Annotated in this window: 25 protein-coding genes and 3 tRNA genes; 16 read left to right on the forward strand and 12 right to left on the reverse strand. The window is 65.0% G+C overall.

Going from position 1 to position 26,081, the window contains the following annotated elements:
* Window positions 1–38: 38 nt before the first annotated feature.
* Genes fabF through V6X30_RS04055 form a run of 6 tightly spaced genes read left to right on the forward strand, consistent with a single transcriptional unit; the run spans window position 39 to window position 5,527 of the window.
* The gene (fabF, locus tag V6X30_RS04030) at window positions 39–1,283 is read left to right on the forward strand and encodes a beta-ketoacyl-ACP synthase II (RefSeq protein ID WP_367983361.1); all 1,245 of its coding nucleotides are present in this window, start codon (window positions 39–41) and stop codon (window positions 1,281–1,283) included.
* Window positions 1,280–2,134 (forward strand): aminodeoxychorismate lyase, encoded by an 855-nt coding sequence (pabC, locus tag V6X30_RS04035; RefSeq protein WP_367983362.1) that lies wholly within the window; start codon window positions 1,280–1,282, stop codon window positions 2,132–2,134. Before fabF ends, pabC begins: the two co-directional genes overlap by 4 nt.
* Window positions 2,131–3,150, forward strand: a complete 1,020-nt coding sequence (gene mltG, locus V6X30_RS04040; protein WP_367983363.1) for an endolytic transglycosylase MltG — start codon at window positions 2,131–2,133, stop codon at window positions 3,148–3,150. Before pabC ends, mltG begins: the two co-directional genes overlap by 4 nt.
* Window positions 3,151–3,154: 4 nt before the next feature.
* Window positions 3,155–3,781, forward strand: coding sequence for a dTMP kinase (gene tmk / locus V6X30_RS04045; RefSeq protein WP_367983364.1), 627 nt, complete (start codon window positions 3,155–3,157; stop codon window positions 3,779–3,781).
* A complete protein-coding gene (holB, locus tag V6X30_RS04050) occupies window positions 3,774–4,748 on the forward strand; it encodes a DNA polymerase III subunit delta' (protein ID WP_367983365.1) in 975 nt (324 codons plus the stop codon). The genes tmk and holB overlap by 8 nt, the downstream gene beginning before the upstream one ends.
* Window positions 4,745–5,527 carry a TatD family hydrolase gene (locus V6X30_RS04055; RefSeq protein ID WP_367983366.1) on the forward strand — a complete coding sequence of 261 codons (783 nt, stop codon included), beginning with the start codon at window positions 4,745–4,747 and terminating at the stop codon, window positions 5,525–5,527. Before holB ends, V6X30_RS04055 begins: the two co-directional genes overlap by 4 nt.
* On the opposite strand, the gene V6X30_RS04060 is transcribed toward V6X30_RS04055, so the two are convergent.
* Complete coding sequence (locus V6X30_RS04060; RefSeq protein WP_367983367.1) at window positions 5,524–6,726, reverse strand: TraB/GumN family protein; 1,203 nt, start codon at window positions 6,724–6,726, stop codon at window positions 5,524–5,526. The two genes, V6X30_RS04055 and V6X30_RS04060, sit on opposite strands and share 4 nt — an antisense overlap.
* 29 nt (window positions 6,727–6,755) lie before the next feature.
* Complete coding sequence (gene polX, locus V6X30_RS04065) at window positions 6,756–8,495, reverse strand: DNA polymerase/3'-5' exonuclease PolX (protein ID WP_367983368.1); 1,740 nt, start codon at window positions 8,493–8,495, stop codon at window positions 6,756–6,758.
* A gap of 138 nt (window positions 8,496–8,633) precedes the next feature.
* Here polX and V6X30_RS04070 point away from each other — a divergent pair, with 138 nt between their 5' ends.
* Complete coding sequence (locus tag V6X30_RS04070; protein WP_367983369.1) at window positions 8,634–9,257, forward strand: phosphoribosyltransferase; 624 nt, start codon at window positions 8,634–8,636, stop codon at window positions 9,255–9,257.
* Here V6X30_RS04070 and V6X30_RS04075 read toward each other — a convergent pair.
* Together V6X30_RS04075 and V6X30_RS04080 are read right to left on the reverse strand one after the other, a co-directional pair.
* Entirely contained in the window at window positions 9,254–10,003 is a 750-nt protein-coding gene (locus V6X30_RS04075) for an SDR family NAD(P)-dependent oxidoreductase (protein WP_367983370.1), read from the reverse strand. The genes V6X30_RS04070 and V6X30_RS04075 overlap by 4 nt on opposite strands.
* 6 nt (window positions 10,004–10,009) lie before the next feature.
* A complete protein-coding gene (locus V6X30_RS04080) occupies window positions 10,010–10,969 on the reverse strand; it encodes a D-2-hydroxyacid dehydrogenase (protein WP_367983371.1) in 960 nt (319 codons plus the stop codon).
* Window positions 10,970–11,282: 313 nt separating this feature from the next.
* Between V6X30_RS04080 and dusB the strand changes: the two genes are divergently transcribed.
* Complete coding sequence (gene dusB / locus V6X30_RS04085) at window positions 11,283–12,290, forward strand: tRNA dihydrouridine synthase DusB (protein ID WP_367983372.1); 1,008 nt, start codon at window positions 11,283–11,285, stop codon at window positions 12,288–12,290.
* Here dusB and V6X30_RS04090 read toward each other — a convergent pair.
* Window positions 12,279–12,944 carry a rhomboid family intramembrane serine protease gene (locus V6X30_RS04090; RefSeq protein WP_367983373.1) on the reverse strand — a complete coding sequence of 222 codons (666 nt, stop codon included), beginning with the start codon at window positions 12,942–12,944 and terminating at the stop codon, window positions 12,279–12,281. The two genes, dusB and V6X30_RS04090, sit on opposite strands and share 12 nt — an antisense overlap.
* A 98-nt stretch (window positions 12,945–13,042) precedes the next feature.
* On the opposite strand from V6X30_RS04090, the gene V6X30_RS04095 reads away from it, so the two are divergent.
* From V6X30_RS04095 to V6X30_RS04105, 3 genes are all read left to right on the forward strand, one after another.
* Window positions 13,043–14,347: a DUF3422 family protein gene (locus V6X30_RS04095; RefSeq protein WP_367983374.1), complete on the forward strand. Its 1,305-nt coding sequence runs from the start codon at window positions 13,043–13,045 to the stop codon at window positions 14,345–14,347.
* Complete coding sequence (locus V6X30_RS04100; protein ID WP_367983375.1) at window positions 14,331–15,059, forward strand: TVP38/TMEM64 family protein; 729 nt, start codon at window positions 14,331–14,333, stop codon at window positions 15,057–15,059. Before V6X30_RS04095 ends, V6X30_RS04100 begins: the two co-directional genes overlap by 17 nt.
* A gap of 72 nt (window positions 15,060–15,131) precedes the next feature.
* The gene (locus V6X30_RS04105; RefSeq protein WP_367983376.1) at window positions 15,132–16,157 is read left to right on the forward strand and encodes a class I fructose-bisphosphate aldolase; all 1,026 of its coding nucleotides are present in this window, start codon (window positions 15,132–15,134) and stop codon (window positions 16,155–16,157) included.
* Window positions 16,158–16,252: 95 nt separating this feature from the next.
* On the opposite strand, the gene V6X30_RS04110 is transcribed toward V6X30_RS04105, so the two are convergent.
* Window positions 16,253–17,635, reverse strand: a complete 1,383-nt coding sequence (locus V6X30_RS04110) for a DegQ family serine endoprotease (protein ID WP_367983377.1) — start codon at window positions 17,633–17,635, stop codon at window positions 16,253–16,255.
* 144 nt (window positions 17,636–17,779) lie between these two features.
* Between V6X30_RS04110 and V6X30_RS04115 the strand changes: the two genes are divergently transcribed.
* Window positions 17,780–18,424: a nicotinamidase gene (locus V6X30_RS04115; protein WP_367983378.1), complete on the forward strand. Its 645-nt coding sequence runs from the start codon at window positions 17,780–17,782 to the stop codon at window positions 18,422–18,424.
* 23 nt (window positions 18,425–18,447) lie between these two features.
* Here the strand turns inward: V6X30_RS04115 and V6X30_RS04120 are convergent, their stop codons facing one another.
* Window positions 18,448–20,034 carry a peptide chain release factor 3 gene (locus V6X30_RS04120; protein ID WP_367983379.1) on the reverse strand — a complete coding sequence of 529 codons (1,587 nt, stop codon included), beginning with the start codon at window positions 20,032–20,034 and terminating at the stop codon, window positions 18,448–18,450.
* 112 nt (window positions 20,035–20,146) lie between these two features.
* On the opposite strand from V6X30_RS04120, the gene V6X30_RS04125 reads away from it, so the two are divergent.
* The 4 genes from V6X30_RS04125 to fabB all read left to right on the forward strand — a co-directional run bounded on the left by V6X30_RS04125 (window position 20,147) and on the right by fabB (window position 24,342).
* Window positions 20,147–20,611, forward strand: a complete 465-nt coding sequence (locus V6X30_RS04125; protein WP_367983380.1) for a YcgN family cysteine cluster protein — start codon at window positions 20,147–20,149, stop codon at window positions 20,609–20,611.
* A complete protein-coding gene (dxs, locus tag V6X30_RS04130) occupies window positions 20,602–22,491 on the forward strand; it encodes a 1-deoxy-D-xylulose-5-phosphate synthase (protein WP_367983381.1) in 1,890 nt (629 codons plus the stop codon). The genes V6X30_RS04125 and dxs overlap by 10 nt, the downstream gene beginning before the upstream one ends.
* A gap of 90 nt (window positions 22,492–22,581) precedes the next feature.
* Window positions 22,582–23,100, forward strand: coding sequence for a bifunctional 3-hydroxydecanoyl-ACP dehydratase/trans-2-decenoyl-ACP isomerase (gene fabA, locus V6X30_RS04135; protein WP_367983382.1), 519 nt, complete (start codon window positions 22,582–22,584; stop codon window positions 23,098–23,100).
* 12 nt (window positions 23,101–23,112) lie between these two features.
* The gene (gene fabB, locus V6X30_RS04140; protein ID WP_367983383.1) at window positions 23,113–24,342 is read left to right on the forward strand and encodes a beta-ketoacyl-ACP synthase I; all 1,230 of its coding nucleotides are present in this window, start codon (window positions 23,113–23,115) and stop codon (window positions 24,340–24,342) included.
* A 38-nt stretch (window positions 24,343–24,380) separates the two neighbouring features.
* On the opposite strand, the gene folM is transcribed toward fabB, so the two are convergent.
* The 5 genes from folM to pgsA all read right to left on the reverse strand — a co-directional run bounded on the left by folM (window position 24,381) and on the right by pgsA (window position 26,067).
* Window positions 24,381–25,118, reverse strand: coding sequence for a dihydromonapterin reductase (gene folM / locus V6X30_RS04145; RefSeq protein ID WP_367983384.1), 738 nt, complete (start codon window positions 25,116–25,118; stop codon window positions 24,381–24,383).
* 32 nt (window positions 25,119–25,150) lie between these two features.
* Window positions 25,151–25,235, reverse strand: a tRNA-Leu gene (locus V6X30_RS04150).
* Between the two features lie 7 nt (window positions 25,236–25,242).
* Window positions 25,243–25,316: transfer RNA gene (locus V6X30_RS04155), tRNA-Cys, on the reverse strand.
* Window positions 25,317–25,356: 40 nt separating this feature from the next.
* Window positions 25,357–25,432: transfer RNA gene (locus V6X30_RS04160), tRNA-Gly, on the reverse strand.
* A 47-nt stretch (window positions 25,433–25,479) separates the two neighbouring features.
* On the reverse strand, window positions 25,480–26,067 hold the full coding sequence (gene pgsA / locus V6X30_RS04165) for a CDP-diacylglycerol--glycerol-3-phosphate 3-phosphatidyltransferase (protein WP_367966753.1): 588 nt from the start codon (window positions 26,065–26,067) through the stop codon (window positions 25,480–25,482).
* Window positions 26,068–26,081: the final 14 nt, after the last annotated feature.

Genomic DNA, 26,081 nt, shown 5'->3' on the forward strand with positions numbered 1-26,081 from the left:
GTTTGCATGCCCGGAACACTGAGCGGGAGATTACGCGGGTGAACGGAAGAAGGGTCGTCGTCACGGGACTCGGCATTGTCTCCCCGGTGGGGAACGGGATCGAGCTTGCGTGGGACCGAATTAAAAGCGGCGAGAGTGGCATCGCACCGATCGCGCGTTTCGATACCGAACAGTTTGCAGTGCGTTTCGGTGGCGAGATCCGGGACTTTGATGTCACCGCGTATATCAGTCGCAAGGACGCCCGCAAGATGGATCCGTTCATCCATTACGGCATCGCCGCCGCCGTGGATGCGCTCGGCGACTCCGGGCTGGAGATCACCGAAGCCAACGCCGAACGCATCGGGATTTCGGTGGGCTCCGGCATCGGTGGCATCCACTCGATCGAGGAAGGCCATAAAAGCTATCTCGAGTCGGGGCCTCGCCGGATCACTCCCTTTTTCATCCCCAGCGCGATCATCAACATGGTCTCGGGCAACCTGTCCATCCTGCTGGGCGCCAAGGGTCCGAATGTCGCGACAGTAACGGCCTGCACCACGGCCACGCACAATATCGGCATGAGCGCCCGCATGATCGCCTATGGCGATGCCGATGCCATGATCGCCGGCGGCGCCGAATTCGCTACCACACCCACCGGGCTCGGCGGCTTCGCCGCGGCCCGGGCACTCTCTACCCGCAATGACGATCCCGAGGGGGCAAGCCGGCCCTGGGATCGCGACCGTGACGGCTTCGTCCTCGGCGATGGAGCCGGCATCCTCGTGCTGGAGGAGTATGAACACGCCCGGCAGCGGGGTGCCCCCATTTACGCCGAGGTTGCCGGCTTTGGCATGAGCGGCGATGCCCATCATATGACCTTGCCTGCTGACAGCGGGGAAGGGGCTCAGCGCTGCATGGACCTGGCATTGAAGGATGCCGGAATGAACCCTGATCAAATCGATTACATCAATGCCCACGGCACCTCCACCCCTGCCGGCGACCGCGCTGAGGTGCAGGCGGTGATGGGCAGCTTCGGGGAGCGCGCGAGACGGCTGCCGGTCAGCTCGACCAAGTCCATGACCGGGCATCTGCTGGGTGCCGCCGGCGGCGTGGAAGCCGTATTCACCCTCCTTGCCATGCGCGACGGAGTGCTACCGCCCACCATCAATCTGGATGCGCCGGACGAGGACCTCGATATGGACTTCGTGCCGCACGAGGCCCGCGACCAGAAGATAAGCGCGGCGCTCTCCAATTCGTTCGGCTTTGGTGGGACCAACGGCACCGTGATCTTCCGCGCCCTGGACGCGTGAGCCGGCGCGACATCGACTGCCTGGTGGATGGCCGTCCGGCGGCCAGCATTGCCGTGGCGGATCGTGGCCTCGCCTATGGTGACGGTCTCTTCGAGACCATTGCGGTGGTCGATGGGCAGCCCCGGCTGCTCCCGGCGCATCTCCAGCGTCTGCAACGGGGTTGTCAGCGCCTCGGCCTCCCTCCGTCGGACCAGGACGAGTGGCAGTCCGATCTCGATCAAATCGACCTGCCGTGCTACGGCGTACTGCGCCTCAGTGTCACTCGGGGTGTGGGTGGCCAGGGTTACGCACCACCGACATCGCTCCGCTGCACGCGGATCGCCCGTATCCTGCCCGCGCCGCGACGGCCGAGCGAGTGGTGGCGGGACGGCATCGACGTGCGCTGGTGCGACACCCGGCTCGCCATCCAGCCGGCGCTCGCGGGCATCAAGCATCTCAACCGCCTGGAACAGGTCCTCGCCCGCGCGGAGTGGCAGGACTCGACCATCGCTGAGGGACTGATGCGCTCGACCCGCGAAGAGGTCATCGAAGCGACCTCATGCAATATTATCGTTGACGCGGGTGACCGACTGCTGATCCCGGATACGCGGGCATGCGGCGTGGATGGCATCATGCAGCAGTGGCTCATCTCCCGCGCGCAGTCGAGCGGCATCGCCGTCGAGCGCGCAGCGTTGAATGCGGAGGCTTTGATGACATCTGACGGCGTCATGCTTACCAACAGCCTCATCGGGCTCTGGTCCGTCCGTCGCATCGAGCGCAGTCCTCTGCGGCGCTCGGCGCGGGCTCAGTGGCTCCAGGCGCTTATTGCCGACCATCGACTCGCCCTGATGCCCGGAGTGATGGCGCAGTGACCCGGCGGCGCGGCACCATCGCGGCCGGCGTGATGCTGCTGGCGCTGTCGGTCCTCGCAGCGCTTGCCTTCGCGCTCGCCGTCGAGCGGATCGAGGGGACGCCGCTGGAGACAGACGAGTCCGCGGTGATCGAAGTCCCCGCCGGGAGCAGTTTCGCCGCGGTTGCCGGGCAGCTCTCGGATCGCGGGCTGATTGACCACCCTTGGCTACTGCGTCTCTATGCGCGATGGAACGGTATGGCGAACCGCATACAGGCCGGTGAGTATGCAATTGAGCCCGGCACGACCGCGGCCGATCTGGTTCGGCGCATGGTCAATGGCGAGGTCGTTCAGTATTCGCTCACCCTCATCGAGGGCTGGCGTTTTGATGAGCTGCTCGCCGCCGTGCATGCGCATCCGGCCGTCAGGCGCACCCTCGAGGCCGATGCCACCGAGTCGCAGATCATGGCCGCGATTGACCGCGGCTCGATCCCCGCGGAAGGGCGTTTCCTTCCGGAGACCTATCACTTCCCGCGCGGGATATCCGATATCGATATCCTGCGAAGGGCGAATCGCGCGCTGGAGGCGACGTTGGACGACGCCTGGCAGAACCGGGCCGACGGGCTACCCATCGAAAGCGCGGATGAGGCGCTGATCCTCGCCTCCATCATCGAAAAGGAGACGGGCTTGGCCGAGGAGCGGCGCCGGATCGCCGGTGTCTTCAGCCGTCGGCTTGAGCGCGGCATGCGACTGCAGACCGATCCGACGGTCATCTACGGCCTGGGCGAGGCATTTGACGGCGATCTGCGGCGCATCCATCTGCGAACCGATACGCCATACAACACCTATACCCGCCACGGACTCCCACCCACGCCGATCGCGCTACCCGGGGCCGCAGCGATCCGGGCCGCCGTCGATCCAGCCGAGGGTGACAGTCTCTACTTTGTCTCCCGCGGCGATGGGAGCCATGTCTTCTCAGCCACGCTGGATGAACATAACGCAGCCGTGCGTCGCTACCAGCTGGGACAGGGAGGCTAGGCCCATGGGAGACGGGCGTTTCATCACTGTGGAGGGCATCGAAGGCGCCGGCAAGACGACGGCGATCGACATCATCCGCGACTGGGTGAAGGGGCAGGGGGGCGACCCGCGGCTCACCCGCGAGCCCGGCGGGACAGACCTCGGTGAGGAGCTCCGCGAGGTCCTGCTGCGACATCGGGATGGGGGCATGTCGGCCGAGGCCGAGGTGCTGCTCATGTTCGCCGCCCGCGCCGAGCACCTCGAGCGGGTCATCCGGCCCGCCCTGGCAGCCGGCCAATGGGTGATCTGCGACCGCTTCACCGACGCCAGCGTCGCCTACCAGGGCATGGGCCGGGGGCTTGGCATAGACCGCGTGCGGTCGCTTGGCGAATGGACCCACGCGGACCTCGCCCCGGACCTGACCCTGTGGCTGGATCTGCCAGTGGCACTCGGCCTTGAGAGGGCGGCGGGGCGCAGCCTGCCCGATCGCTTCGAATCCGAGCGAGCCGGTTTTTTCAAGGCAGTGCGTCGTGGCTACGCCGCCATCGCGGCGGATGAACCCGACCGGGTGCGGCGCGTTGACTCCAGTGGCCCGCCGGCTGAGGTCAGAGACGGCATTATCGCCGCACTGGAGGCCCGATTTGGTGGATGACGTCCGCGAGGTCGAGGCACCGCTGCCATGGCAGGCCGAGGCCTGGCGGCGCTTCCTGAGCGCGGTCGAGTCAGGACGCCTCGCACATGCCATCCTGCTCGGCGGTGCCGCCGGCACAGGCAAACGGCAATTAGCGCTCGCCATGATGGCCCGGCTGCTCTGCGAGGCACCCGGAGCCGACGCGGCCTGCGGCACCTGCCGCGGCTGCCGCCTGCGCATCGCCGGCAGCCATCCGGATCAGATGCTGATCGAGCCGGAGGCCGATGGCAGCGGCATCCTCAAGATCGAATCAGCCCGCGCACTGACCGAGTTCAGCCATCGCACGAGCCAGTACGACGGCTATCGCGTGGCGCTGGTGATGCCCGCCGAGGCGATGAACCGAAACACCGCCAACGCCCTGCTCAAGACCCTGGAGGAACCGCCGACCGGCATGGTGATCATCCTCGTCAGCCACGAACCGGGACGATTGAGCGCAACGATCCGCAGCCGCTGCCAGCACTACCGGCTTGGCACGCCGGCCCCGGCGCTGGCGATTGATTGGTTGCGGGCGCAGGGCGTTGCGGAGGCCGGCCAGATGCTGGAGTTGGCGGGCGGCAGTCCGTTGACCGCACTGGTGCTCGCCGGTGAGACGGGGACCCAGCGGCTGGACAGCCTGGTGACCGCCATCGACGATGTCGTATCCGGTCGCCGCGGCGTGGTGGAGGCAGCCGCGGAATGGCAGGCCGTGGGCGCTCTGGAGACGACACGGCTGATGCAGAGGCTCAGCGTTCAGCTGATGCGCGCCCAGGCCGACCCGGCTTCCGGCGTTGTCGGCCTCGCCGATGCGCCGGCGCTGCAGGCAAGGCTCGATCTGAAACGGATCAGCCGTATCTCCGATCGTCTGCTGGCGCTGCGCGCGGCCGCTGGGCAGAGTCTCAGCCGGGAGCTGTCCATGGAAGCGCTTTTTCTCGTCTGGAGTGAAGGATGATTGTTGACTCTCATTGTCATTTCCACCTCCTCGAACGCCCGGAGAGCGCTGATGTGGCGCTCGACGAGGCAAAACGGGCGGGTGTGGATGCCTTCCTGAACGTGGCCGTCGCTGCCGAGGAAAGGGATGTCCTGATCGCCTTCAGCGAACGTCACCCGGAGGTATTCACCTCGGTCGGGGTCCACCCCTGTGGCGAGGGTGCCGACCCATCAGCGGAGACGCTGGCGGCCATGGCGGATCACCCGGATGTTGTCGCCATTGGCGAGACGGGTCTCGACTATGGCGCCGGTCCGGGGGACTACGGCTGGCAACAGGCGCGTTTTCGCCGCCATATCGAGGCGGCACGACAGGCTTGTCGCCCGATCATCGTTCACAGCCGCATGGCGCCGGCGGACACGCTTCGTATTCTCCAGGAGGAGGGCGCCGAGGAGGTCGGCGGCGTTATCCATTGCTTTGTCGAGGATGCCGGGATCGCCCGGGGCATGCTCGATCTGGGCTTCTACCTGTCGTTGTCCGGCATCCTCACCTTCCGGCGCGCCGGGGCGTTGCGTGAGACCGCACGGGACCTGCCGATGGACCGACTGCTGGTGGAAACCGACTGCCCCTACCTGGCGCCCGTCCCGCACCGCGGACAGGAGAACCGACCGGCCTGGGTGCAGGAGGTCATCGAATGCCTGGCCGACCTGAAGAAAATGCCGGCGGTGCAGGTGGCCGATCGCACGGCGGAGAACTTTTTTGCCTGCTTCCCGCGGGCTCAAGCCGCGGTGGTCTCCGGCTAGACGAGCTGCTCGATGATGCGGAAGCCGGCCAGGTAGGTCCCCACGGCAGAGCCGATGGTGGCAAACAGGAATACCAACAGGGTCCTTGCAACCCGGTTCCGCCACCAGCCACGCCAGTCGGCGACCGCCTCACGGAGACTCCGGAAGTCCTCCACCCGCGGGCGACGGCTGAACAACTCAATCGCCGCCGCCACGAAGCCCGCACCAATCGTTGGATTGAGCGAGGTCAGGGGGGCCGCCAGAAAAGAACCGATGACGGTAAAGGGATGACCGCGGGCGAGAGCGGCGCCCAGTGCGCAGAGCCCGCCGTTGATCAGGACCCAGTCCGTGACCAGCTGCCAACCCAGATCGCTGCTGCGGCTGAAGCCAATACCGAAACCGGCCAGTATGACGGCCACGACCACCCATGGTATGACTTTCGGCCAGCGTGCCGGCGGCGGGATGGTCTCAAGCGCCTGGCGAACCGGCGTTGGCTCGGCGATCCCCTCGCTCAGCGCCGCCTCGAGTCCCGCCAGATGACCGGCGCCCACCACCGCCAGCACCCGGCGCGGCGGCGTCTCGGCCTCCTCGATCGATTCCAGCAGACGGGCGGCCATGTAACGGTCACGCTCGGCGATCAGCGGCTCGAACAGGGTGGATGAGCCGGCGGCGAATTCGCTGAACGTCGCCTCAAGCATGTCGCCCTGTTTGAGCTTCTCGATATCCGCGGCACTGACTTCATCCCGCGAGAACAGGCTTCCGAAAAGGCCCATGAAAAGGGACGGCCGCTGCCACCAGGGCACCCCCCGGTAGATGCGCTTGAGCGTGGTGCCGATATCGCGGTCGATCAACAGAAGGGGGAGGCGACGCCGCCTGGCGCCCCGCGCCGCCGCCTCGAGTTCGGCGCCGGGGCGGATATCGAACTGATCCGCAAGGCGCTGCTGATAGGCACCTAGCGCCAGACTGGCGATGACCATTCCAGCCCGGCCGCTGCGCAGCACCTGGAACAGATCCAGTTTCTCCAGGGCGGCGGGGTCGATCAGGCTCTGATAGCGGCTCTCGCAGAGCTCCACCGCCACCGCGTCATAGTCTTCGCGATCAATCTCCCGGCGCACGTCGACCACGCTCTGCGCCGAGACATGCGCGGTGCCAAGCAGCACGATTGTCGTATTACCGACGGTGACCTCGCGGATGAGATGGGTGTCCTCGGCCGGATGCATGTCTTCGCCTGCTGCTTGCCAGCCCGCGATTATCCACCAGCCGACCGCCCGGGTGCCAGCAGCTTGCGCAAATCGCCGACGGGCCGCGTATTGAGTACGTCACTGGCCGAGAGCCAGGCCCGTCGGGCCTGATCCACGCCGTGTCGCATGAAATCCAACTGCGCCGGGCTGTGCGCATCGGTCCCGATGACCAGCATGACACCGGCATCCCGGGCCGCCCGGGCATCCTGATCATTGAGATCAAGACGTTTCGGTTGGGCATTGATTTCAAGCGCAATATGGTTGTCAATGGCCGCCTCGAACACGCGGTCCAGATCCAGCGCAATCGGACCCCGCTGACCGATCAGCCGCCCGGTGGGGTGGGCGATGATGCGCATGAGCGGATGGGCCATGGCCTCAAGCAGGCGCTCCGTCTGCGCCCGGCGCGCCAGCGCCAGATCGCTGTGTATGGCACCGATGACGTAGTCTAGACGCTCGAGAATGGCATCGGGCAGGTCCAGCGCGCCATCGCTCAGGATATCGACCTCGCAGGACTTGAGGATGACCAGATCATCGAATCGCTCATTGAGGGCATCGATTTCATCGATCTGTCGGGCCAGCCGATCGGAATCCAGTCCGTGGGCCACTCGAACGGCCCGGGAGTGGTCGCTGATCCCGAGATACCCCCATCCGCGATCCTGCGCGGCCTCGGCCATTTCCGCCAGATCCGCCTTGCCATCGGATGCCGTGGTATGGGTATGCAGATTGCCGCGGATGTCCTGCCGTTCAATCAGCCCTGGCAGTGCATCGTTTTCAGCGGCCTCAATCTCGCCGCGATTCTCGCGCAGTTCCGGCGCAATCCAGGGCAGCGAGAGCGATTTGTAGACTGATTCTTCGGTATCACCAGCAACCGTTTGTTCATCCTTGAAAAGCCCATACTCATTAAGCTTGAATCCACGCGCCTGGGCCCGCCGGCGCAGGGCAATGTTGTGATCCCGCGACCCGGTGAAATAGTGCATCGCGGCCCCATAGGCGCCATCCGGCACGACCCGAATATCGACCTGCAGGCCACCCCGTAGACGCAGCGTCGTACGCGTCTCGCCGCTGGAGATGACCTCCGCGACATCGTCGTAGTGGGTGACGGCGCGCGAGACCGTCGCCGGATCGCCTGCCGTGACCACCACGTCGAGATCGCCCACAGTCTCCCGGCGACGTCGGTAGCTGCCTGCAATGGCCGCCTGATCGACGCCGGAGCGCTGTCGGATCCAGTCCAACAGCGGTTCCGCCATTTCCTCCGCGTCCGCCAGCAGGGTACGCGCCGGCGAATGACGGGCCTGGCGGTCGATCTCGTAGAGGATCCGCTGCTCGGTTTTCTCGCCAAACCCCGGCAGTGTCCGAATGCGCTGGTCGCGGGCCGCCTTGGCGAGCGCTTCAACGCTGGTGATGCCGAGGCCTTCATAGAGCGCATGGGCACGCTTGGGGCCGATTCCATTGATATCCAGCAATGCGGTCAGGCCGGCCGGCAGCCGGTCGGTGGCGGCATCGAGTCCGGCCAGATGACCGGTTTCGACGTAGCGTTCGATCTGGCCGGCAAGGTCATCACCGATACCGGGCAGTTCGCTGAGATCCTCGCCGGCGGCCAGCATGTCACGGATCGGGCGCGACTGATCGCGGACGGTGGACGCGGCGTTGCGGTAGGCGCGCAGCCGGAAGGGATTAGCCTCACCAATCTCCAGCAGGTCCGCGAGAGTCTCGAAGGCGTTGGCGATATCGCGATTACGCACGGGCATAGGGAATATGAAGTCCCGCCTGGACCCACCGTTCACTGCGTATAATATATATTATGTTAAATAATAGATTAATGGCGAAACGCCGATGAGACGGAGACCTGCTCCGGAACCTCAGGTACCCACTGCCCTCGAATAGCCATGGCCGCTGTTCACTACCGCAATCGTATCGAAGCCGCCAATCGGCTGGCCGACATCCTCTCCGACCAGAGCTGGACGGATCCGGTGGTGCTCGGCATCCCCCGCGGTGGTGTACCAATGGCAGACATTGTGGCAAGGCGCCTGGGCGCCGCGCTGGACGTCGTCCTCGTGCACAAGATCCGCGCCCCGGGCAATCCCGAATATGCCATCGGTTCGGTCGACGAGACCGGTCAGGTGACGCTTTCCGACGGAGTTGATGCGTCGGTGGATGATGATGCCGTCCACCAGGAGATCGAAGAGGAAAAGGCCGTTCTTATCGCCCGCCGTCGACGTTATGGCAAGCCCCGCCAGCGGCTTTCGAGCCGCGATGTCATCGTCGTCGACGACGGCGCGGCGACGGGCGCCACGGTCGTCGCCGCCGTGAATGCGGTGCGTAGGGATCAGGCGGCCAGCGTCACCATTGCACTCGGTGTCGCCGCGCCGGAGGTCATCCGGCAACTGAAGGAAGTCGCCGATGGCGTGATCTGCCCGAGTCAGCCAGCGGGGTTCATGGCGGTCAGCCAGGCCTTTGGCGAGTTCCCGCAGGTCAGCGACGAGGAAGTGGAAAGGATCCTCCCCGACTAGCCTGGGATAACGGCATCCCAGTGTTCGCGGATATCCCACTCCGCCGCGCTGAATCGCTCTGCCGGCACCTCAAGGACCGCGTCAATGAAGCGGGCCACCGCTTCCGGGCTGGTCAGCCCGCCCATCTCCTTGAGTGCGCGGAAGCGCTCCACGGCTGGGAAATCGGACGCATCCTGGGCCCGGATCAACGACTGCATGGGGGTATCCACCACCCCCGGGCGCAGACTGCCGATGGCGACGCCACTACCGGCAAGCTCCTGCTTGAGGACTTCGTAGACCATATAGAGCGCCGCCTTACTGGTGCAGTAGGCGCCCCATCCCGGTAGCGCACGATGGGCGGCGCCAGAGGAGATATTCAGGATACGGCCGCCCTCCTCCATCTGCGGGCTCATCAGGCGGGTCAGTGCAATCGGCGCCTCGAGATTGATCGCGAGGCTTCGGCGAATGGCCTGGGCTGACTGTGAGAGAAGCGGTCCGACCGGATCAATAACCCCGGCATTGTGAACGAGAAAGCGCACTGGCCGCTCGCCGACCGCCGCCCGCAGGGCCGCCTGGCCATCCTCCGTACTGATATCCGCCTGACAGGGCTCAACGCCCGTCTGCAGCGCTGCCAGCTCATCCAGGGGGCCGCGACGACGTCCCGCCACCACAACGATATGCCCCCGTCCCGCCAGTCGCAGGGCGAGCGCACGGCCAATACCGGTGCCGCCACCGGTGATGACCGAAACAGTCTGCGTCATTTTCATCCGCCCTCAATCCACACGCCGTACCGGCTCGCCGTCGAGCCAGCCACGGATATTCTCGACACTCTGATCCACGATCCGCTGTCGTGCGCGCTGGCTGCCCCACGCACTGTGCGGCGTGATCAAGAAATTCGGCAGCCCCGCCGCCAGCAGCGGATTGCCCGCCACCGGCGGCTCCTTAGATAGCCCATCCAGCCCTGCCCCGGCGATCTCGCCGGTGCGCAGCGCCTCGACCAGCGCCTTCTCGTCCAGCAGCGCGCCCCGGGCGGTGTTGATCAGCAAGGCACTGGATTTCATCCGCCTCAGCACCGCCGCATCAATCATCTCCCGGGTGGTTTCCGTCAGCGGACAATGCAGCGTCACGATATCCGCCTCGGTGATGCCGTCCTCAAAGCGAACGCGCCCTTCCCGTGGCGTCGTCACCCCGGGACGCTCCGCGATGATCACGCGCATACCGAGGGCCTCGGCCTTTCGCGCAACCGCCGCGCCCAGCGTCCCGTAACCGACCACGAGCAGCGTCTGCCCAGCCAGCTCCCTGATCGGATAGTCGAGGAAGCAGAAATCCGGTGACTGTTCCCAGCGCCCACGACCGACCGCATCGACGTAGTCCACCAGTCGTGTACACAGCGCCAGCATGAGCCCAATGGCGTGCTGACTGACCGCCTCGGTGCCGTAGCCGCGGCAATGGGTCACCGTTATCCCGCGAGCCCGGGCCGCCGCGACATCGATGTTGTCGACACCGGTCGCCACCACATTGATCAGACCAAGCGATGGGCAGGCGTCCAGCGTTGCCGCGTCAATCACCACCTTGTTGGTGATGATGATCTCCGCGCCGTCGATATGCTCGACACGCTGATCCGGCGACGTTCGGCCATGGCTGACCCAGTCGGGGCACAGTGCATCCAGCGCCCGGAAATCCAGATCGCCATGTTCCAGGGTATCTCGATCGAGGAAAACCGCCCGTGCCATGTTCTGCCCATATGCTGCCAATGCCTGTCCCAAAGCTTACCGAAGGCACCGGGTTATGCACAGTTGCGGTGCGATGGCGCTTTGCTGCGACGCGCGATGACGGGATAAGGCATTTGGGCGAATGTGACAAAGCATATTCTAATTTATAACCTGCAAGCTATTGTTATTATTGGATAAGTAAGATCTGGCGAAGATTCATCCAATTTGACGAGACCCCGCATGTTACAAGGGCTTTGGGCCGATCATCGGTAAAGCATCCACAATCTTATCCACAGGTTTTGTGGACAAGATTCGCAACCGCTATGCTGCTCGAATGCAGATCGGCCCGCACAAAATCGAAGGTGTCGTCTTCCTCGCCCCCATGGCGGGCGTCACCGACCGGCCCTTCCGCGTGCTCTGCCGCCGGCTCGGCGCCGCGCTCGCCGCCTCAGAGATGGTCGCCTCCAACCCCGCGCTGCGCGAGACACGGAAATCCCGCCTCAAGCGAGACCATCGCGGCGAACCCTCGCCCCGCGTTGTCCAGATCGCCGGGGCCGATCCCGGCACAATGGCAGAAGCAGCGCGATTCAACGCCGACCAGGGCGCCGAGATCATCGACATCAACATGGGCTGCCCCGCCAAAAAGGTGAATCGCAAGCTGGCCGGTTCGGCATTGCTCGCCGATGAGGTGCTGGTCGGGCGCATTCTTGACGCCGCGGTGGCAGCAGTGGATGTCCCGGTGACGCTGAAGATCCGCACTGGCCCCAGCGCCGATCAGCGTAACGCGGTCCGCGTCGCGCGAATCGCGGAAAAAGCCGGTATCGCCGCCCTGGCGCTGCATGGGCGGACCCGCGATCAGCATTACCGCGGCGAGGCAGAGCACCAGACCCTGGCAGCCGTCAGGCAAGTCATTGATATCCCGTTAATCGGCAACGGGGATATTACGACCCCAGCCGAGGCGCGCCGATTGCTCGAGCGTACGGGCTGCGACGCCGTCATGATCGGCCGCGCCGCCCAGGGCAGACCGTGGATATTCCGCGAGGCGCAGCATTTCATCGACACCGGCGAGCGCCTGCCCCCTCCCGCGGCCGCCGAGATCCAGGCCTGGATGCTGGGTCATCTGCGGGCGCTGCACGAATTCTATGGGCCGGTTCAGGGCGTCCGGGTGGCCCGCAAGCACATTGGCTGGTATCTGCAGGGGCTGCCAGGCGGTGAGGCCTGGCGCCGGGAACTGATGGGCGTCGATCAGGCTGACCGGCAGCTGAGCCTCGCCGCGGAGGCGATCGCCGCTGTGACGGGCTGTGTCGATCCGGCACAGCCCGTGGTCGAATCAGCGCATTAACCGCCGCCGCGGCTTGATCGGCAACTGGCCACGCCAGTAGATAATCATGAGCAGACCGAAGGCCATGCCGCCCAGATGGGCGAAGTGCGCCACACCCGACATTGAGCCGGTCACCCCGGCATAGAGCTCGAACGCACCGTAGAGGATGACGAAATACTTCGCTTTGATCGGTATGGGCGGGAATAGCAGCATCAATTGCTGATTGGGGAACATCATCGCGAAACCGAGCAGGATCCCGAAGACCGCCCCGGATGCCCCGATGGTGGGGTAGATGCTGCCGCTGTCCGCCGCCATGGTGGCGACGATGAGCTGAATCAGGCCGGCGCCCACCAGGCAGACCAGATAGTAAACCAGAAACGGTCGCGAGCCCCAGAAGCGCTCCAGCGCAGTGCCGAATATCCACAGCGCGAACATATTCACGAACAGATGCAGCATGCCGCCATGCAGAAATCCGTAGGTCAGCAACTGCCAGATCTCGAATCCGGGGATGCCACCCCCGCCGAGGCGGGCGTTCAGGCCTTCCGTGCCGAGGGGCCAGAGGCCGAAGCCGACCACCATGGCGGGGCCGAGCAGCAGATAGGCCACAAAGCCGAGCCCATTGGCTATCAGCATCGTGAGCACGACCGGCGTATCATTCAGATTTCGTGGTCCCATGGCGGCATGATACGGCGGCCAACGGGACGCACGCCACTTGTCCGCGACGCTGGCCGGCGTTAGCGTGCGCGCATCACCGCCGAGGACTCATCGGAACCATGGCCGACAACACGGGCATTACGGCTCATCCGCTGCGTGACGCGCTGCTCCGCGAGGCGCATGCGCGTCCGTTCGAGAGCCTCGACGGACCGTTGCAGGTATCCCACCTGGTACTGCATACCGGAACCAGTGGCCGCAGTGCGGAGGTCGCGCACATGACCGAGCTCTGCGAGCGGCTGCAGATTGATCCGCCCGACGCCGAGGCCGGTCACTTCATCCTCGAGGCCCGCGGATTTCGCCTGCGCTGGGAGCGTCACACCGAGTTCTCGACCTACACGGTGTTCGTCAACGGCGATGAATCGGAGCCGTTCGCCGCACCGGCCATGCAACGGCTTCCCGCTCAATGGCTACCGGGGCTGCCGGGCGAACTGCTTGCGGCGATGCATGTCAGCCTTGTGCCGGCGGCCCGAGCCGATACCAGCCAGGCCGCCCTCGCCCGCTGCTTCCAGCCCGATAGCCTCGCCGGCAGCCGGTGCAGTGGGGGCGCTGCCACGGTGTGGACGGACTTTCTCGCCGACAGCGACGGATTTCTGCGCTTCCTGGTGGTGGATGAGGCGCTCAACCCCATGCAGGCCGGACGACTCGTCCAGCGCCTTCTGGAGCTCGAGACGTACCGGTTCATGGCATTACTGGGGTTCCCGCTTGCGCGTGAGCTGTCCCCGGATATCACCGATATGGAATCCCGGTTGGGGACCCTCATGGACCGACTCTCCACCGTCGCCGAACTCGCCGATGAGCGCGAGCTGCTGACTGCGCTCTCCGAGCTCTCGGCCCGGGTTGAGCGCATGATGGCGCGGACCAACTTCCGCTTCAGCGCCACCGCCGCCTACGGGACGCTGGTGCGCCGGCGTCTGAAGGTCCTCCGCGAGCAGCGCATCGAGGGCATGAGCACGCTGGATGAGTTCATGGAGCGGCGACTGGCGCCGGCTTTGGATACCTGTGTGCATATGGGTGAGCGCCTGGAACGGGTTTCCAGCCGCGTCAGTCGCGCCGCGAATCTGCTAAGGACCCGGGTGGACGTCGCCCTCGAGGCCCAGAACCGTGACCTCCTCGATTCCATGAACCGTCGCGCCCGACTGCAGCTGCGGCTCCAGGAAACGGTGGAGGGGCTCTCGGTCGTCATCATCAGCTACTACGCAGTCTCGCTCTTTGGCTATGCGTTCAAGGGCCTGAGTGAGTCTGGGCTGGGAATCGAGGCTGATATCGCCACTGCCCTCAGCATTCCGGTGGTCGTCACCATCGTGGCCATCGGTATGCGCCGGGTGCGAGGTAAGGCTCTGCGCGACGATGCCGACGCGGGCTGAATGGCGCGAGGCCATTCGGCGCCGCTGGCCGCTGCTCTGGCGGATTTCCATCGCTGTAGCCATCGCCAGTGGCATGGTTGCCCTCTGGCAGGTGTACAACCTCGAGGCCTATACCGAGCTGGGCCGTCTGCTCGAGATCGGCAGCCGGCTCCGGGAACAGCCCTGGGCGGTTCCCGTCGTCATCCTGCTCTATATCGCTGCCGGGATCGCGTTTGTGCCGCTGACCGTCATGGTGGTCGCCACGATCATCGTCTACGGCCCGGTCGGCGGCTTCATGCTGGCGAACACTGGAACCATCGCCTCGGCAGTGAGCAGCTTTCTGCTCGGCCGTCTGCTGGGCGCGGAACCGCTGCGACGCCTCGGCGGCCCCACGCTGAAACGCCTTAATGCCCAGGCGGGGCGGCATGGAACAATGATCGTCACCGCTCTGCGCGTCATGCCAGTCGCGCACTTCCATGCCGTGAGCCTGCTCTCGGGCGCCTCGGCCATCGGCTTCTGGCCCTATCTCAGCGGCACGCTCATCGGCACGGTCCCGGGGATCGCCATCATCGCGGCGGTCGGCAACCAGACCAAGCGTCTGCTCCTCGAACCGGATCTGGGCGGTTTAATGGTGCTGACCACGTTAGGGGCGTTCAGCATGCTCGTCTTTTATGCAATGCGGCGCTGGATGCGCCGGTACGCGCCCGCCTCGGGCGATGATACGGAACAGTAATGACTGGTCTGCCGGGGCAAACCCCTTTAGACTTCGCTGCCAAAATCACCTGTGCAAGGAGGACTGAGAACCATGGATCACATCGGGCAAATGCAGCGCACCATCGAACGCCTGACCAGTCCCGGACGGGGCATTCTGGCCGCCGATGAGAGCTACCCCACCATCACCAAGCGACTGTCCGACCATGGCATCGAGTCCACCGAAGAGAACCGGCGTTTCTACCGTAGCCTGCTCTCCAGCACGCCGGGTATTGGCGAATATGTCAGCGGCATCATCTTTTTCGAGGAAACGCTGGGGCAGCGTAATGATGATGGCGTCATGATCCCGGAGGCCTGCGAACGGCAGGACATCGTTCCGGGGATCAAGGTGGACAAGGGCCTGGTTGAGCTCGCCGGCAGCGGCGGCGAGAAGGTGACGCAGGGCCTGGACAATCTGGGCGACCGCCTGGACGGCTACCGCGATCAGGGCGCGCTGTTCACCAAGTGGCGTAACGTCTACAGCATTACGGCCCATACGCCGGGAAGCCAGGCGCTCGAGGCCAATGCGGAGGTGCTTGCCCGGTATGCTGCCATCGCCCAGTCACGCGGCATGGTGCCGATCGTCGAGCCCGAGGTCCTCATGGATGGCGACCATGACATGGCGCGCTGCGCCGAGGTGACTGAAGCGGCCCAGAGCGCCGTTTTCTCGGCACTGCGCCGGCACAATGTCATCCTCGAGTGCATGATCCTCAAACCGAATATGGTGCTGCCCGGCAAGAGCCAGCCGCGGCCGAGCCCCGAGGTCTGCGCCGAAGAGACGCTACGGGTGCTGCGCCGGACGGTCCCGGCGGCGGTGCCGACCATCAACTTCCTCTCCGGGGGCCAGACCTGCGAGGAGGCCACCGCCAATCTCAACGCGATGAACCGTGCCGACGGAGCCAAGCCCTGGGTGCTGAGCTTCTCCTACAGCCGAGCGCTGCAGAATCCCGTTCAGGCCGCATGGAACGGCGATCCGGCCAACAAGGAAGCGGCACAGCGCGCCTTCCTGCATCGCGCCAGGCTCAACTCGCTGGCACGCAAGGGTGAATACGATCCGTCGATGGAGACGACATCCGCCTGATCCAGCGACGGCAGAAAGGCAGCAATATGAAAAGGCTGGCATCCCATCGGTGCCAGCCTTTTTTCATGGGCAGGTCACCCATTGGACGAACCGCATCAGCGAATCACGATAAAGAAGGCGCCACTGCCGCGGCGCACGTTCAGCAACAGCTGATCCGCGCCTTCCACACGATCGCGGAACTCCGCCAGGGAGCGCACATCCTGCCGGTTCACCGAGGTGATGACGTCGCCGGGGCGGAGGTATTCCGCTGCCGGGCTTCCGGGCGCCACCTCGGCCACCAGCACGCCACGGACTTCCCCGAACAGCGGTGAGCGCTCATCCACCTCGCTGAAGGTCGCCCCGGCGAGTCCCGGATGCATGGAATCGGCACTTACCTGCCTGGTCGCCGGATCCGCCACAATAGCGGTGGTCGTACGTCTCTCTCCGTCGCGCACATAAGCGAGGTTCACCTCATCGCCGATGCGCAGCAAGCCGATGGCATTGGCCATGGCGTTGGCATCGGATACTGGCGTCCCGTTCACCTCCACGATAACGTCACCCGCCTCGAGCCCGGCCTCTGCGGCTGGTGAATTGGGTGTCACCTGGGCGACGAGCGCGCCGTTCGGGCGCTCGATATCAAACGCCTCGGCCATCTCCGGGGTCAGATCCTGGACCCTTACGCCCAGCACCCCGCGCTGGACCTCGCCGTACTCGATGATCTGCTCCATGACCTGGCGGGCCATATTCACCGGGACGGCGAACCCGATGCCGATATTGCCGCCGCTGCGAGAAAGGATCGCCGTGTTGATCCCCACCAGCTCACCACGCAGATTGATCAGTGCGCCGCCGGAGTTGCCGGGATTGATCGAGGCATCGGTCTGGATAAAGCTCTGCAGTCGGGCGCCGCCGTTACCGGGAAGCGTCCGCTCCAGCCCGCTGACAACACCGGTGGTCACGGTGTGTTCAAGACCAAACGGATTACCGATGGCCATCGCATAGTCACCGACCCGCAACTCGTCGGAGTCGGCCATGGGCAGTGCGGCGAGAGCGTCCGCGTTGACCTGCAGCACGGCGATGTCCGTCTCGGGATCGGAACCGACAGTTTCGGCTTCCAGCTCACGACCGTCATTGAAGGTGATCTGGATCTGATCGGCGTTGGCAATGACATGGTGATTGGTGAGGATATAACCGGCATCGGCATCCACCACCACGCCGGAGCCCAGGGACTGCACCTGGCGCTGCCTAGGCTGTTCCGGCACGTCGAAAAAGCGCCGGAAGAACGGGTCGTTGAGCAGCGGATTGGATTGCGCCTCCACAGTTCCCGAGGTCGAGATGTTCACCACCGCCGGCGAAACCTGCTCCACCAGCGGCGCGAGACTGGGCATGCTCCCGTCGGGATTGATGATCTGACCCGGCGCGGTCATCGGCACAGCAAGCAGCAGCAGGGTGGCCACCGCCAGTAGGCGTCGAGCCGGGGCGAAACGGGTGAGGGTTGGCATCGTTACATGTTCTCCAGACAGCGATCACTCAAAAACCTTATTGTGGTCGCCAGCGGGTTTTTTCAAGGTATCCGGTTTACACCCGCCACCCATCGCCCCCACCCTCGGCGGTGAACGTCGCCAATACCAGTGAACGGAGTGAATATGAGCGATGAGACTCGACGCAAGGCCTTGCTGGTCGTCGATATGCAGCCCGATTTCATGGAAGGCGGGGCGCTGGCCACCGAGGACGGCAGCTCGATCATCCCGGCGGTCCGCGAGCTCATGCTGAGCGGACGCTACAGCGACATCGCCGCCACCCAGGACTGGCATCCGCCGGGCCATGTCTCCTTCGCCAATACGCACGATGCGGAGCCCTTCAGCGTGATCTCACTCTACGGGCATGATCAGGTGCTCTGGCCGGATCACTGTGTTCAGACCACGCCCGGGGCCGAGCTTCACGCCGACCTGCCCTGGGAAATGGCCAGTGTCATCATCCGCAAGGGCGAAGACCCCTGGGTGGACAGCTACAGCGGCTTTCTCAACAACTGGAACAGCAACGGCGAGCGGCCGGCCACCGGACTGGCCGGCTGGCTTCGCGACCGCGGCATCACCGCCGTCGACTGCTGCGGACTCGCGCGGGATTACTGCCTGAAATGGACGGCCCTCGACGGCGCCGCCGCTGGCTTCGAGACCGGCTTCCTCTGGGACCTCACCCGACCGGTGGACGGCAACGGCGACCCGGACGTGCGTACCGACCTGGATCAGGCCGGCGTGCGGGTGATCCGCGGCAACGGACTGGGCGACTGATCGGCCGGCCCCGGCGTCCGGGGTCAGTGTTCGCGTGTGGCCCGGAATTCGATGTCGGGCCAGCGCTCCTCGGTCAGCTGCAGGTTGACCCGTGACGGCGCGATGTAGGTCAGTGCCCCCGAGACATCCTCGGCCAGGTTCTCCTGCTGGCGGTCCCGGAAACGGGCCAGTTGCTTCGGGTCGTCGCTGTCGACCCAGCGGGCGGTGGAGACGCCGACCGGCTCGAACTGGCAGTCAACGCCGTACTCGCTCTTCAGCCGGAAGGCGACGACGTCGAACTGCAGCGCCCCCACCGCCCCGACGATCAGGTCATTACTGACCAGCGGCCGGAACAGCTGCGAGGCGCCCTCCTCGCAGAGCTCAACCAGGCCCTTCTGCAGCGCCTTCATGCGCATGGGATCCCGCAGCACCGCCCGGCGGAAGAGCTCCGGGGCAAAGTTCGGGATACCCGCGAACTTAAGCGCCTCGCCCTGGGTGAACGTGTCCCCGATGCGGATCGTTCCATGGTTGTGCAGCCCGATGATGTCCCCCGGATAGGCGGTTTCCACATGGTCCCGATCCGACGCGAGGAAGGTGATGGCGTTGGCGATCTTCACATCCTTGCCGATACGCACATGGCGGACTTTCATGCCGCGCTCGAAGGCGCCGGAGCAGACCCGCATGAAGGCGATGCGATCGCGATGATTGGGGTCCATGTTGGCCTGGATCTTGAAAACAAAACCACTCAGCGTGGTCTCCTCGGGCTCGACAACCCGCGACTCAGTCTCGCGTGGCTGGGGCGGCGGGGCATGCTCGACAAACCGATCAAGCAGCTCACGCAGGCCGAAATTATTGATCGCCGAGCCAAAGAATACCGGCGTGAGCTCGCCGGCGAGATAGGCCGCCTGATCGAAGGCATTGCCCGCCTCGCGCACCAGCTCGACCTCGTCGCGCAGCTCCTGCGCCTGGTCACCGAGCACTTCATCAAGGCGCGGGTTATCCAGTCCGTCGATGGATTCGCCCTGCTGGATGCCGCCGTCGTGGTGGGCATCGTAGAGATGCACTCGATCGTCCAGCAGATGGAAGACGCCGCGAAAGCGCTTGCCCATGCCAATGGGCCAGGTCACCGGGGCGCAGCGGATCTTCAGGATCCGCTCGACCTCGTCCATCAGGTCCATGGGGTCCCGGCCCTCGCGGTCGAGCTTGTTCATGAAGGTCATGATCGGTGTGGTCCGCAACCGGCAGACCTCCATCAGTTTGATGGTCCGGTCCTCAACGCCCTTCGCCGCATCGATCACCATCAGCGCCGAGTCCACCGCGGTCAGGGTGCGGTAGGTGTCCTCGGAGAAGTCCTCATGGCCGGGCGTGTCGAGCAGATTGACGATGCGCTCGCGGTAAGGGAACTGCATGACCGAGGACGTCACCGAGATGCCCCGCTCCTTCTCGAGCTCCATCCAGTCGGAGGTGGCATGACGGTTGGACTTGCGCCCCTTGACCGTCCCCGCGAGCTGGATGGCGCCACCGAAGAGCAGGAGCTTCTCGGTCACCGTGGTCTTGCCGGCATCAGGATGGGAGATGATGGCGAAAGTGCGACGGCGGGCCGCCTCGCGGGCAATGATGTTGTCTGACATTAATGCTGGATGCTGTTCGATGCAGGTTGGCCCGACACGACCCGGTCGAGCCACGATGGTTCGCCAGTCATTATGCCGGAAAAGCTCACGAATTTGACCCGGGCGGTTTACAATGGGGGCTGTGATTTCGAATACGGCACCATTCTGGCAACGCAAGACGCTGGCCGAGCTCTCCTGGCCGGAATGGGAAGCGCTCTGCGACGGCTGCGGTCAATGCTGCCGCCACAAGCTCGAGGACGCCGACACCGGCGAGGTGTTCCCGACGCGGGTGGCCTGTCAGCTTCTCGACACGCATGATTGCCGTTGCAGCGACTATGACAACCGCCACGCCGCGGTGCCGGACTGCATCCAGCTCACCGTGGAGAAGGTGGCCCGCTTCGACTGGCTGCCGGCCAGCTGCGCCTATCGCCGGCTTCATGAGGGACGCGACCTGGCCTGGTGGCATCCGCTGGTATCCGGCGACCCGGAAACGGTGCACGAGGCGGGGATATCCGTGCGGGGTGAACTGGTCAACGAGAAAGCGCTCGGCGACAACGCGGCGCTCGAGGATTACGTGGAGGAGACGCCATGGACATGAGTGCCTACCCGCTTCTGGAGGGGATCGACGAGCCGGCCCACCTGCGGGAACTGCCCCAGGGCCAGCTGCCGCGCCTCACCGAGCAGCTCAGGGACTTCCTGCTTGAGAGCGTCGCCCGCTCCGGGGGGCACCTGGCGGCTGGGCTCGGCGCGGTGGAGCTCACCGTCGCGCTGCATTACGTGCTCAACACCCCCTACGACCGGCTGGTCTGGGATGTCGGCCATCAGTGCTATCCCCACAAGATCCTCACCGGACGGCGGCGAGAGATCAGCCGGGTGCGCAAGATCGATGGCCCGGCGGGCTTCCCGGTGCGCGACGAAAGCCCCTACGACACGTTTGGCGTCGGCCACTCCAGCACCGCGATCAGCGCCGCCCTCGGCATGGCGCTCGCGAGCCGCAACCGGGGCGATCAGCGCAAGACCTGCGCGGTCATCGGCGATGGCGGCCTGACCGCCGGCGAGGCGTTCGAGGCGCTCAACCATGCCGGCGACGTCCGCCCCGACCTGCTCGTCGTCCTCAACGATAATGAAATGTCCATCTCCGAGAATGTCGGTGCGCTCAACAAGACCTTCGCCCGGCTGCTCGCCGGCGGGGTCTACGGCAACTTCCGCGCCGAGGCGAAGAACATGCTCGAACATATGCCCACCCCCATGCGCGAATTCGCCAAACTGGCTGAGGAACACGTCAAGGGCATGCTGGTACCGGGCACCTTCTTCGAGGAACTCGGCTTCCAGTACTTCGGCCCGGTGGACGGCCATGACGTCGACGAGCTGGTGACCGTCCTCGGCCGGCTGCGCGAGATGGACGGCCCACGGATCCTTCACTGCGTCACCCGTAAGGGCAAGGGCTACGCCAAGGCAGAGGCCAATCCCATCGCCTACCACGGCGTGAAGGCCTTCGACCCGGCCGCGGGCCTCAAGTCATCGGCCGAGCCGGCGCCACCCACCTACACCGAGGTGTTCAGTGACTGGCTCTGCGACATGGCCGAGCAGGAACCCCGGCTCTGGGGTATTACCCCGGCCATGCGCGAGGGCTCGGGGCTTGTGGAATTCGCCAGGCGTTTCCCCGACCGGTATCTGGACACCGCCATTGCCGAACAGCATGCCGTGACGCTGGCCGGCGGTCTGGCCTGCGAGGGCGAGAAGCCGGTGCTCGCCATCTACTCGACTTTCCTGCAGCGCGGCTATGACCAGCTCATCCACGACATCGCCCTGCAGAATCTGCCGGTGCTCTTCGCGCTGGACCGCGCCGGGCTCGTCGGCGCCGATGGCGCGACGCATCATGGCGTGTTCGATTTCAGTTACATGCGCTGCCTGCCCAACCTCACCATCATGGCGCCGGCGGATGAGCGGGAGTGCCGGCAGATGCTCTCCACCGGCCTCAGTCTTGATGGCCCGGCCTCGGTGCGCTACCCGCGCGGCAAGGGGCCCGGCGCCGTTCCGGACCAGTCCCTCGAAACCCTGCCGGTGGGTCGTGCCGAGATCCGGCGTGAGGGCCGGGATGTCGCCCTCCTCGCCTTCGGGACGATGGTTGCGCCGGCCGAGGCCGTCGCCGCGGAGATCGATGCCACCGTGGTCAACATGCGCTTCGTGAAGCCGCTGGATGAGGCCTGCATCCGTGAGATCGCCGAGCGGCACGAGCGAATCATCACGCTCGAGGAGAACGTCACCGCCGGCGGTGCCGGCGCGGGCGTCGCCGAGGCTCTCGCGGCCATGCGGCTCGAGCGCGAGCTGCTGCATATCGGCCTGCCCGACAGCTTCGTACACCACGGTGAGCGCGATGAGCAGCTCGAACTGGTTGGCCTCGATACGGCCGGTGTTCGTGACCGGATCGTGGCATGGCTCGGCCGTGAGGTTGTCAGCCCGGTCTCCAGCCAGTAGGGTTCAGCGACTTGGAAAGCCCTTCCCCCAATGCCGCCGCACTCCGACATGCCAGGGCCATGTCGCGGGAGTCGTGGCCTGCGGATACCCATGAATCAGAAATCCAGTTACAACTACGATGAACTGATCGCCTGCGGGCACGGTGAACTGTTTGGCCCGGGCAACCCGCAACTGCCCGTGCCCAACATGCTGATGTTCAATGCCATCACGCACATCGACGATGATGGCGGTGAATACGGCAAGGGGCTCATCGAGGCCGAGCTGGCCGTCAAGCCCGATCTTTGGTTCTTCGGCTGCCACTTCCCCGGCGATCCGGTCATGCCGGGCTGCCTTGGGCTCGATGCGCTCTGGCAGCTTCTTGGCTTTTATCTCGGCTGGATCGGTGGTCAGGGCAAGGGACGCGCGCTCGGCTGCGGCGAGGTCAAGTTCACCGGTCAGATCCTGCCGGATAACGCCGTGGTCAACTATCGGCTGGACGTCAAGCGCGTCATCCGGCGCAAGCTGTATATGGGGATTGCCGACGGACAGGTCACCGTCGATGGCGAGGTCATCTATCGGGCCATGGACCTGAGAGTCGGTCTATTCCAGAATCCGCAAAGCAGCCTCTAGGAGGATAGAATCTTGCGGCGAGTGGTGGTCACCGGCATGGGCATCGTCTCGTGCCTCGGCAACGACACGGCGACCGTGACCCGCGCCCTGCGCGAGGGTCGGTCGGGTATTCGTTTCAACGACGCCTATGCGGAGCGTGGCCTGCGGAGTCAGATCGCAGGCCGACCGGATATTGATCTCGACGCGGCGATTCCGCGCCGGGCCCGTCGCTTCATGGGCGATGCGGCGGGCTACGCCTATGTGGCCATGCAACAGGCCATCGAGCAAGCTGAACTGCCGGCGGAGTCCGTCTCCGACCCCCGGACCGGCCTGATCGTCGGCTCTGGTGGCGCCTCTACCGAAAACGTCGTACGCGCCGCGGATACGCTGCGCGAGCGCGGTGTACGCAAGATCGGGGCCTTCGCGGTCCCCAAGGTCATGGGCAGCACAACCTCCGCCTGCCTGGCCACCCCGTTTGCCATCAAGGGCGTCAACTACAGTATCTCCTCGGCCTGCGCCACGAGTGCACACTGCATCGGGGCGGCCATGGAGCAGATCCAGCTCGGCAAGCAGGATGTGGTCTTCGCCGGCGGTGGCGAGGAAGAGCACTGGAGCCTGACCATGCTCTTTGATGCGATGGGTGCCCTTTCCACGAGCTACAACGAGACGCCGGAACGGGCCTCAAGGCCCTTCGACCGTGACCGCGACGGCTTCGTGATCGCCGGTGGCGGCGGCATGCTGGTACTGGAATCCCTCGACCATGCACAAGCCCGTGGCGCGCCGATCCTCGCCGAGCTGGTGGGCTATGCGGCCACCTCGGATGGCTATGACATGGTGGCGCCCTCCGGTGAGGGTGCGCAGCGCTGCCTCGCCGAAACGCTGCGAATGGCCGAAGCGGGCCATGACCAGCCGGTGGATTACGTGAATGCCCACGGTACAAGCACCCCGGCTGGAGATATCACCGAGCTGCGGGCCCTTGAGGCGGTTTTTGGCGAGTCGATGCCGCCGGTGAGCTCAACGAAGTCGCTGACCGGTCATTCCCTGGGCGCCGCCGGTGTCCAGGAGGCGATCTACAGCCTGCTCATGATGCAGGGCAGCTTCATCGCAGGCACAGCGAATGTCGAGAACCTCGACCCGGATGCCGAGGGCTACCCGGTGGTGACCGAAACCCAGGCGGACCAGTCACTGGACCTGGTACTCAGCAACAGCTTCGGCTTCGGCGGCACCAATGCGACGCTGGCGTTCCGCCGATATGGGGACTGACGTCCGGGGAAAACGGATCAACCGCAGGGGATAACGCCTCAGACGAGGTGCCGTCCCCCGTCGAGGCCGATGCTGCGCCCCGTGATGTAGGGGTTGTCCAGAAGGAACTGTATCGTGCGAACGGCGGCCTCTTCGCCCGGCGCGATGCCCAGCAGGGATTTCTTCAGGGCTTTTTCCCGGTAGGCCTCGCTGTCTCCCTCGTTGAACATGATCAACGCCGGCGCAATGCTGTTCACCTTCACCCTGGGTGCCATCAGACGCGCGAACGACAGCGTCAGATTGTTCAGCGCTGCCTTGCTGGCAGCGTAGGCAATATGCTTCGCGCTGCCTCTCTCGACGACGTAGTCGGTCATGTGGACGATGTCCGCGACCGACTCGCTGTTTTCAAGTAACTGTCGACAGGCGAGATTGATGCGATAAGGCGTCATGGCGTGAATCTGCATCATCGTCGTCATCACCTCGGCAGGATCCGAGTCCGGGCTTTCCGGCAGCCAGTCCGAGGCGTTGTGAATGATCGCCCGGAGGGTGACCGTTTCTTCCTTGAGGCGGTTGAGAAAGTGCTCGATACCCTGGTCGGTGCCGAAATCGGCGTGGAGGCAACGGGCGCCGGCCTCCGCCAGCTCATCCACCGCAGGCCGACGGGTGCGATAGGTGGCAATGACGGGGAGGTCCTGTTCGAGGCAGTGCTTCGCGAACGCGAGCCCGATGCGCTGACCCGCACCGGTGATCAGGATGGGGGAAGTCATTGGCTGCTCCGGTTGATGGCTGTCGCGCAACCCTTGTCCTGCAGTCGCTGCAAATCAAGTGATGGTGCCCGGAGTGGGACTCGAACCCACACGGCCGAAGCCTCGGGATTTTAAGTCCCGTGCGTCTACCAGTTCCGCCATCCGGGCGAAGGACTGGAGGCTAGGGCCGGAATCGAACCGGCGTACACGGCTTTGCAGGCCGCTGCATCACCACTCTGCCACCTAGCCATCAAAAAACCCCGACCGCGGACGATCGGGGTGATCTGTCTGGAGCGGGAAACGAGACTCGAACTCGCGACCCCAACCTTGGCAAGGTTGTGCTCTACCAACTGAGCTATTCCCGCGTCGCAGATCACTATTCTAGTGAGAGCCGCTTTTCTGTCAACCCTGACTATTCCGATTCGCGGTCATTGCCGGATGTCTCGATACCATCCAGCGTCCGCAGGGCAGCGCCGAGATACAGCACCATGGAATAGAGCGTGAGCCCCGCGGCGATGTACAGCAGGACCAGGCCAACCGGCCAGCTCGGAATACCGGCAATCTCGTGGCGGTAGAGGAGCAGCACGATGGCCACCATCTGCGCCGCCGTCTTCACCTTGCCGGCCATGCCGACCGCCACACTGGATCGCTGACCGAGCTCGGCCATCCACTCCCGCAGTGCCGAGACCGCGATCTCGCGCCCGATGATGATCGCCGCCGGTACCGCGGTCAGTGCCGTCGGTGCCTCCACGACGACGATAATCAGTGCGATCGCCACGATGAGCTTGTCGGCCACCGGGTCGAGGAAGGCGCCGAAGGGTGAGACCTGGTTCCAGCGGCGCGCCAGGAAGCCGTCCAGCCAGTCCGTGAAGCTCGCCAGCGCGAACACAATCGCCGCGGCCGCGTTCGCCCAGGGCGCGGGCAGCAGAAAGAGCAATCCCAGCACTGGGATCATCAGGATCCGCAACCAGGTGAGGATGTTCGGCAGGGTCATTTCCATGGCTTTGAGCCTAT

Source organism: Spiribacter sp. 1M189, from assembly GCF_040838345.1.
Taxonomy (GTDB): Bacteria; Pseudomonadota; Gammaproteobacteria; order Nitrococcales; family Nitrococcaceae; genus Spiribacter; species Spiribacter insolitus.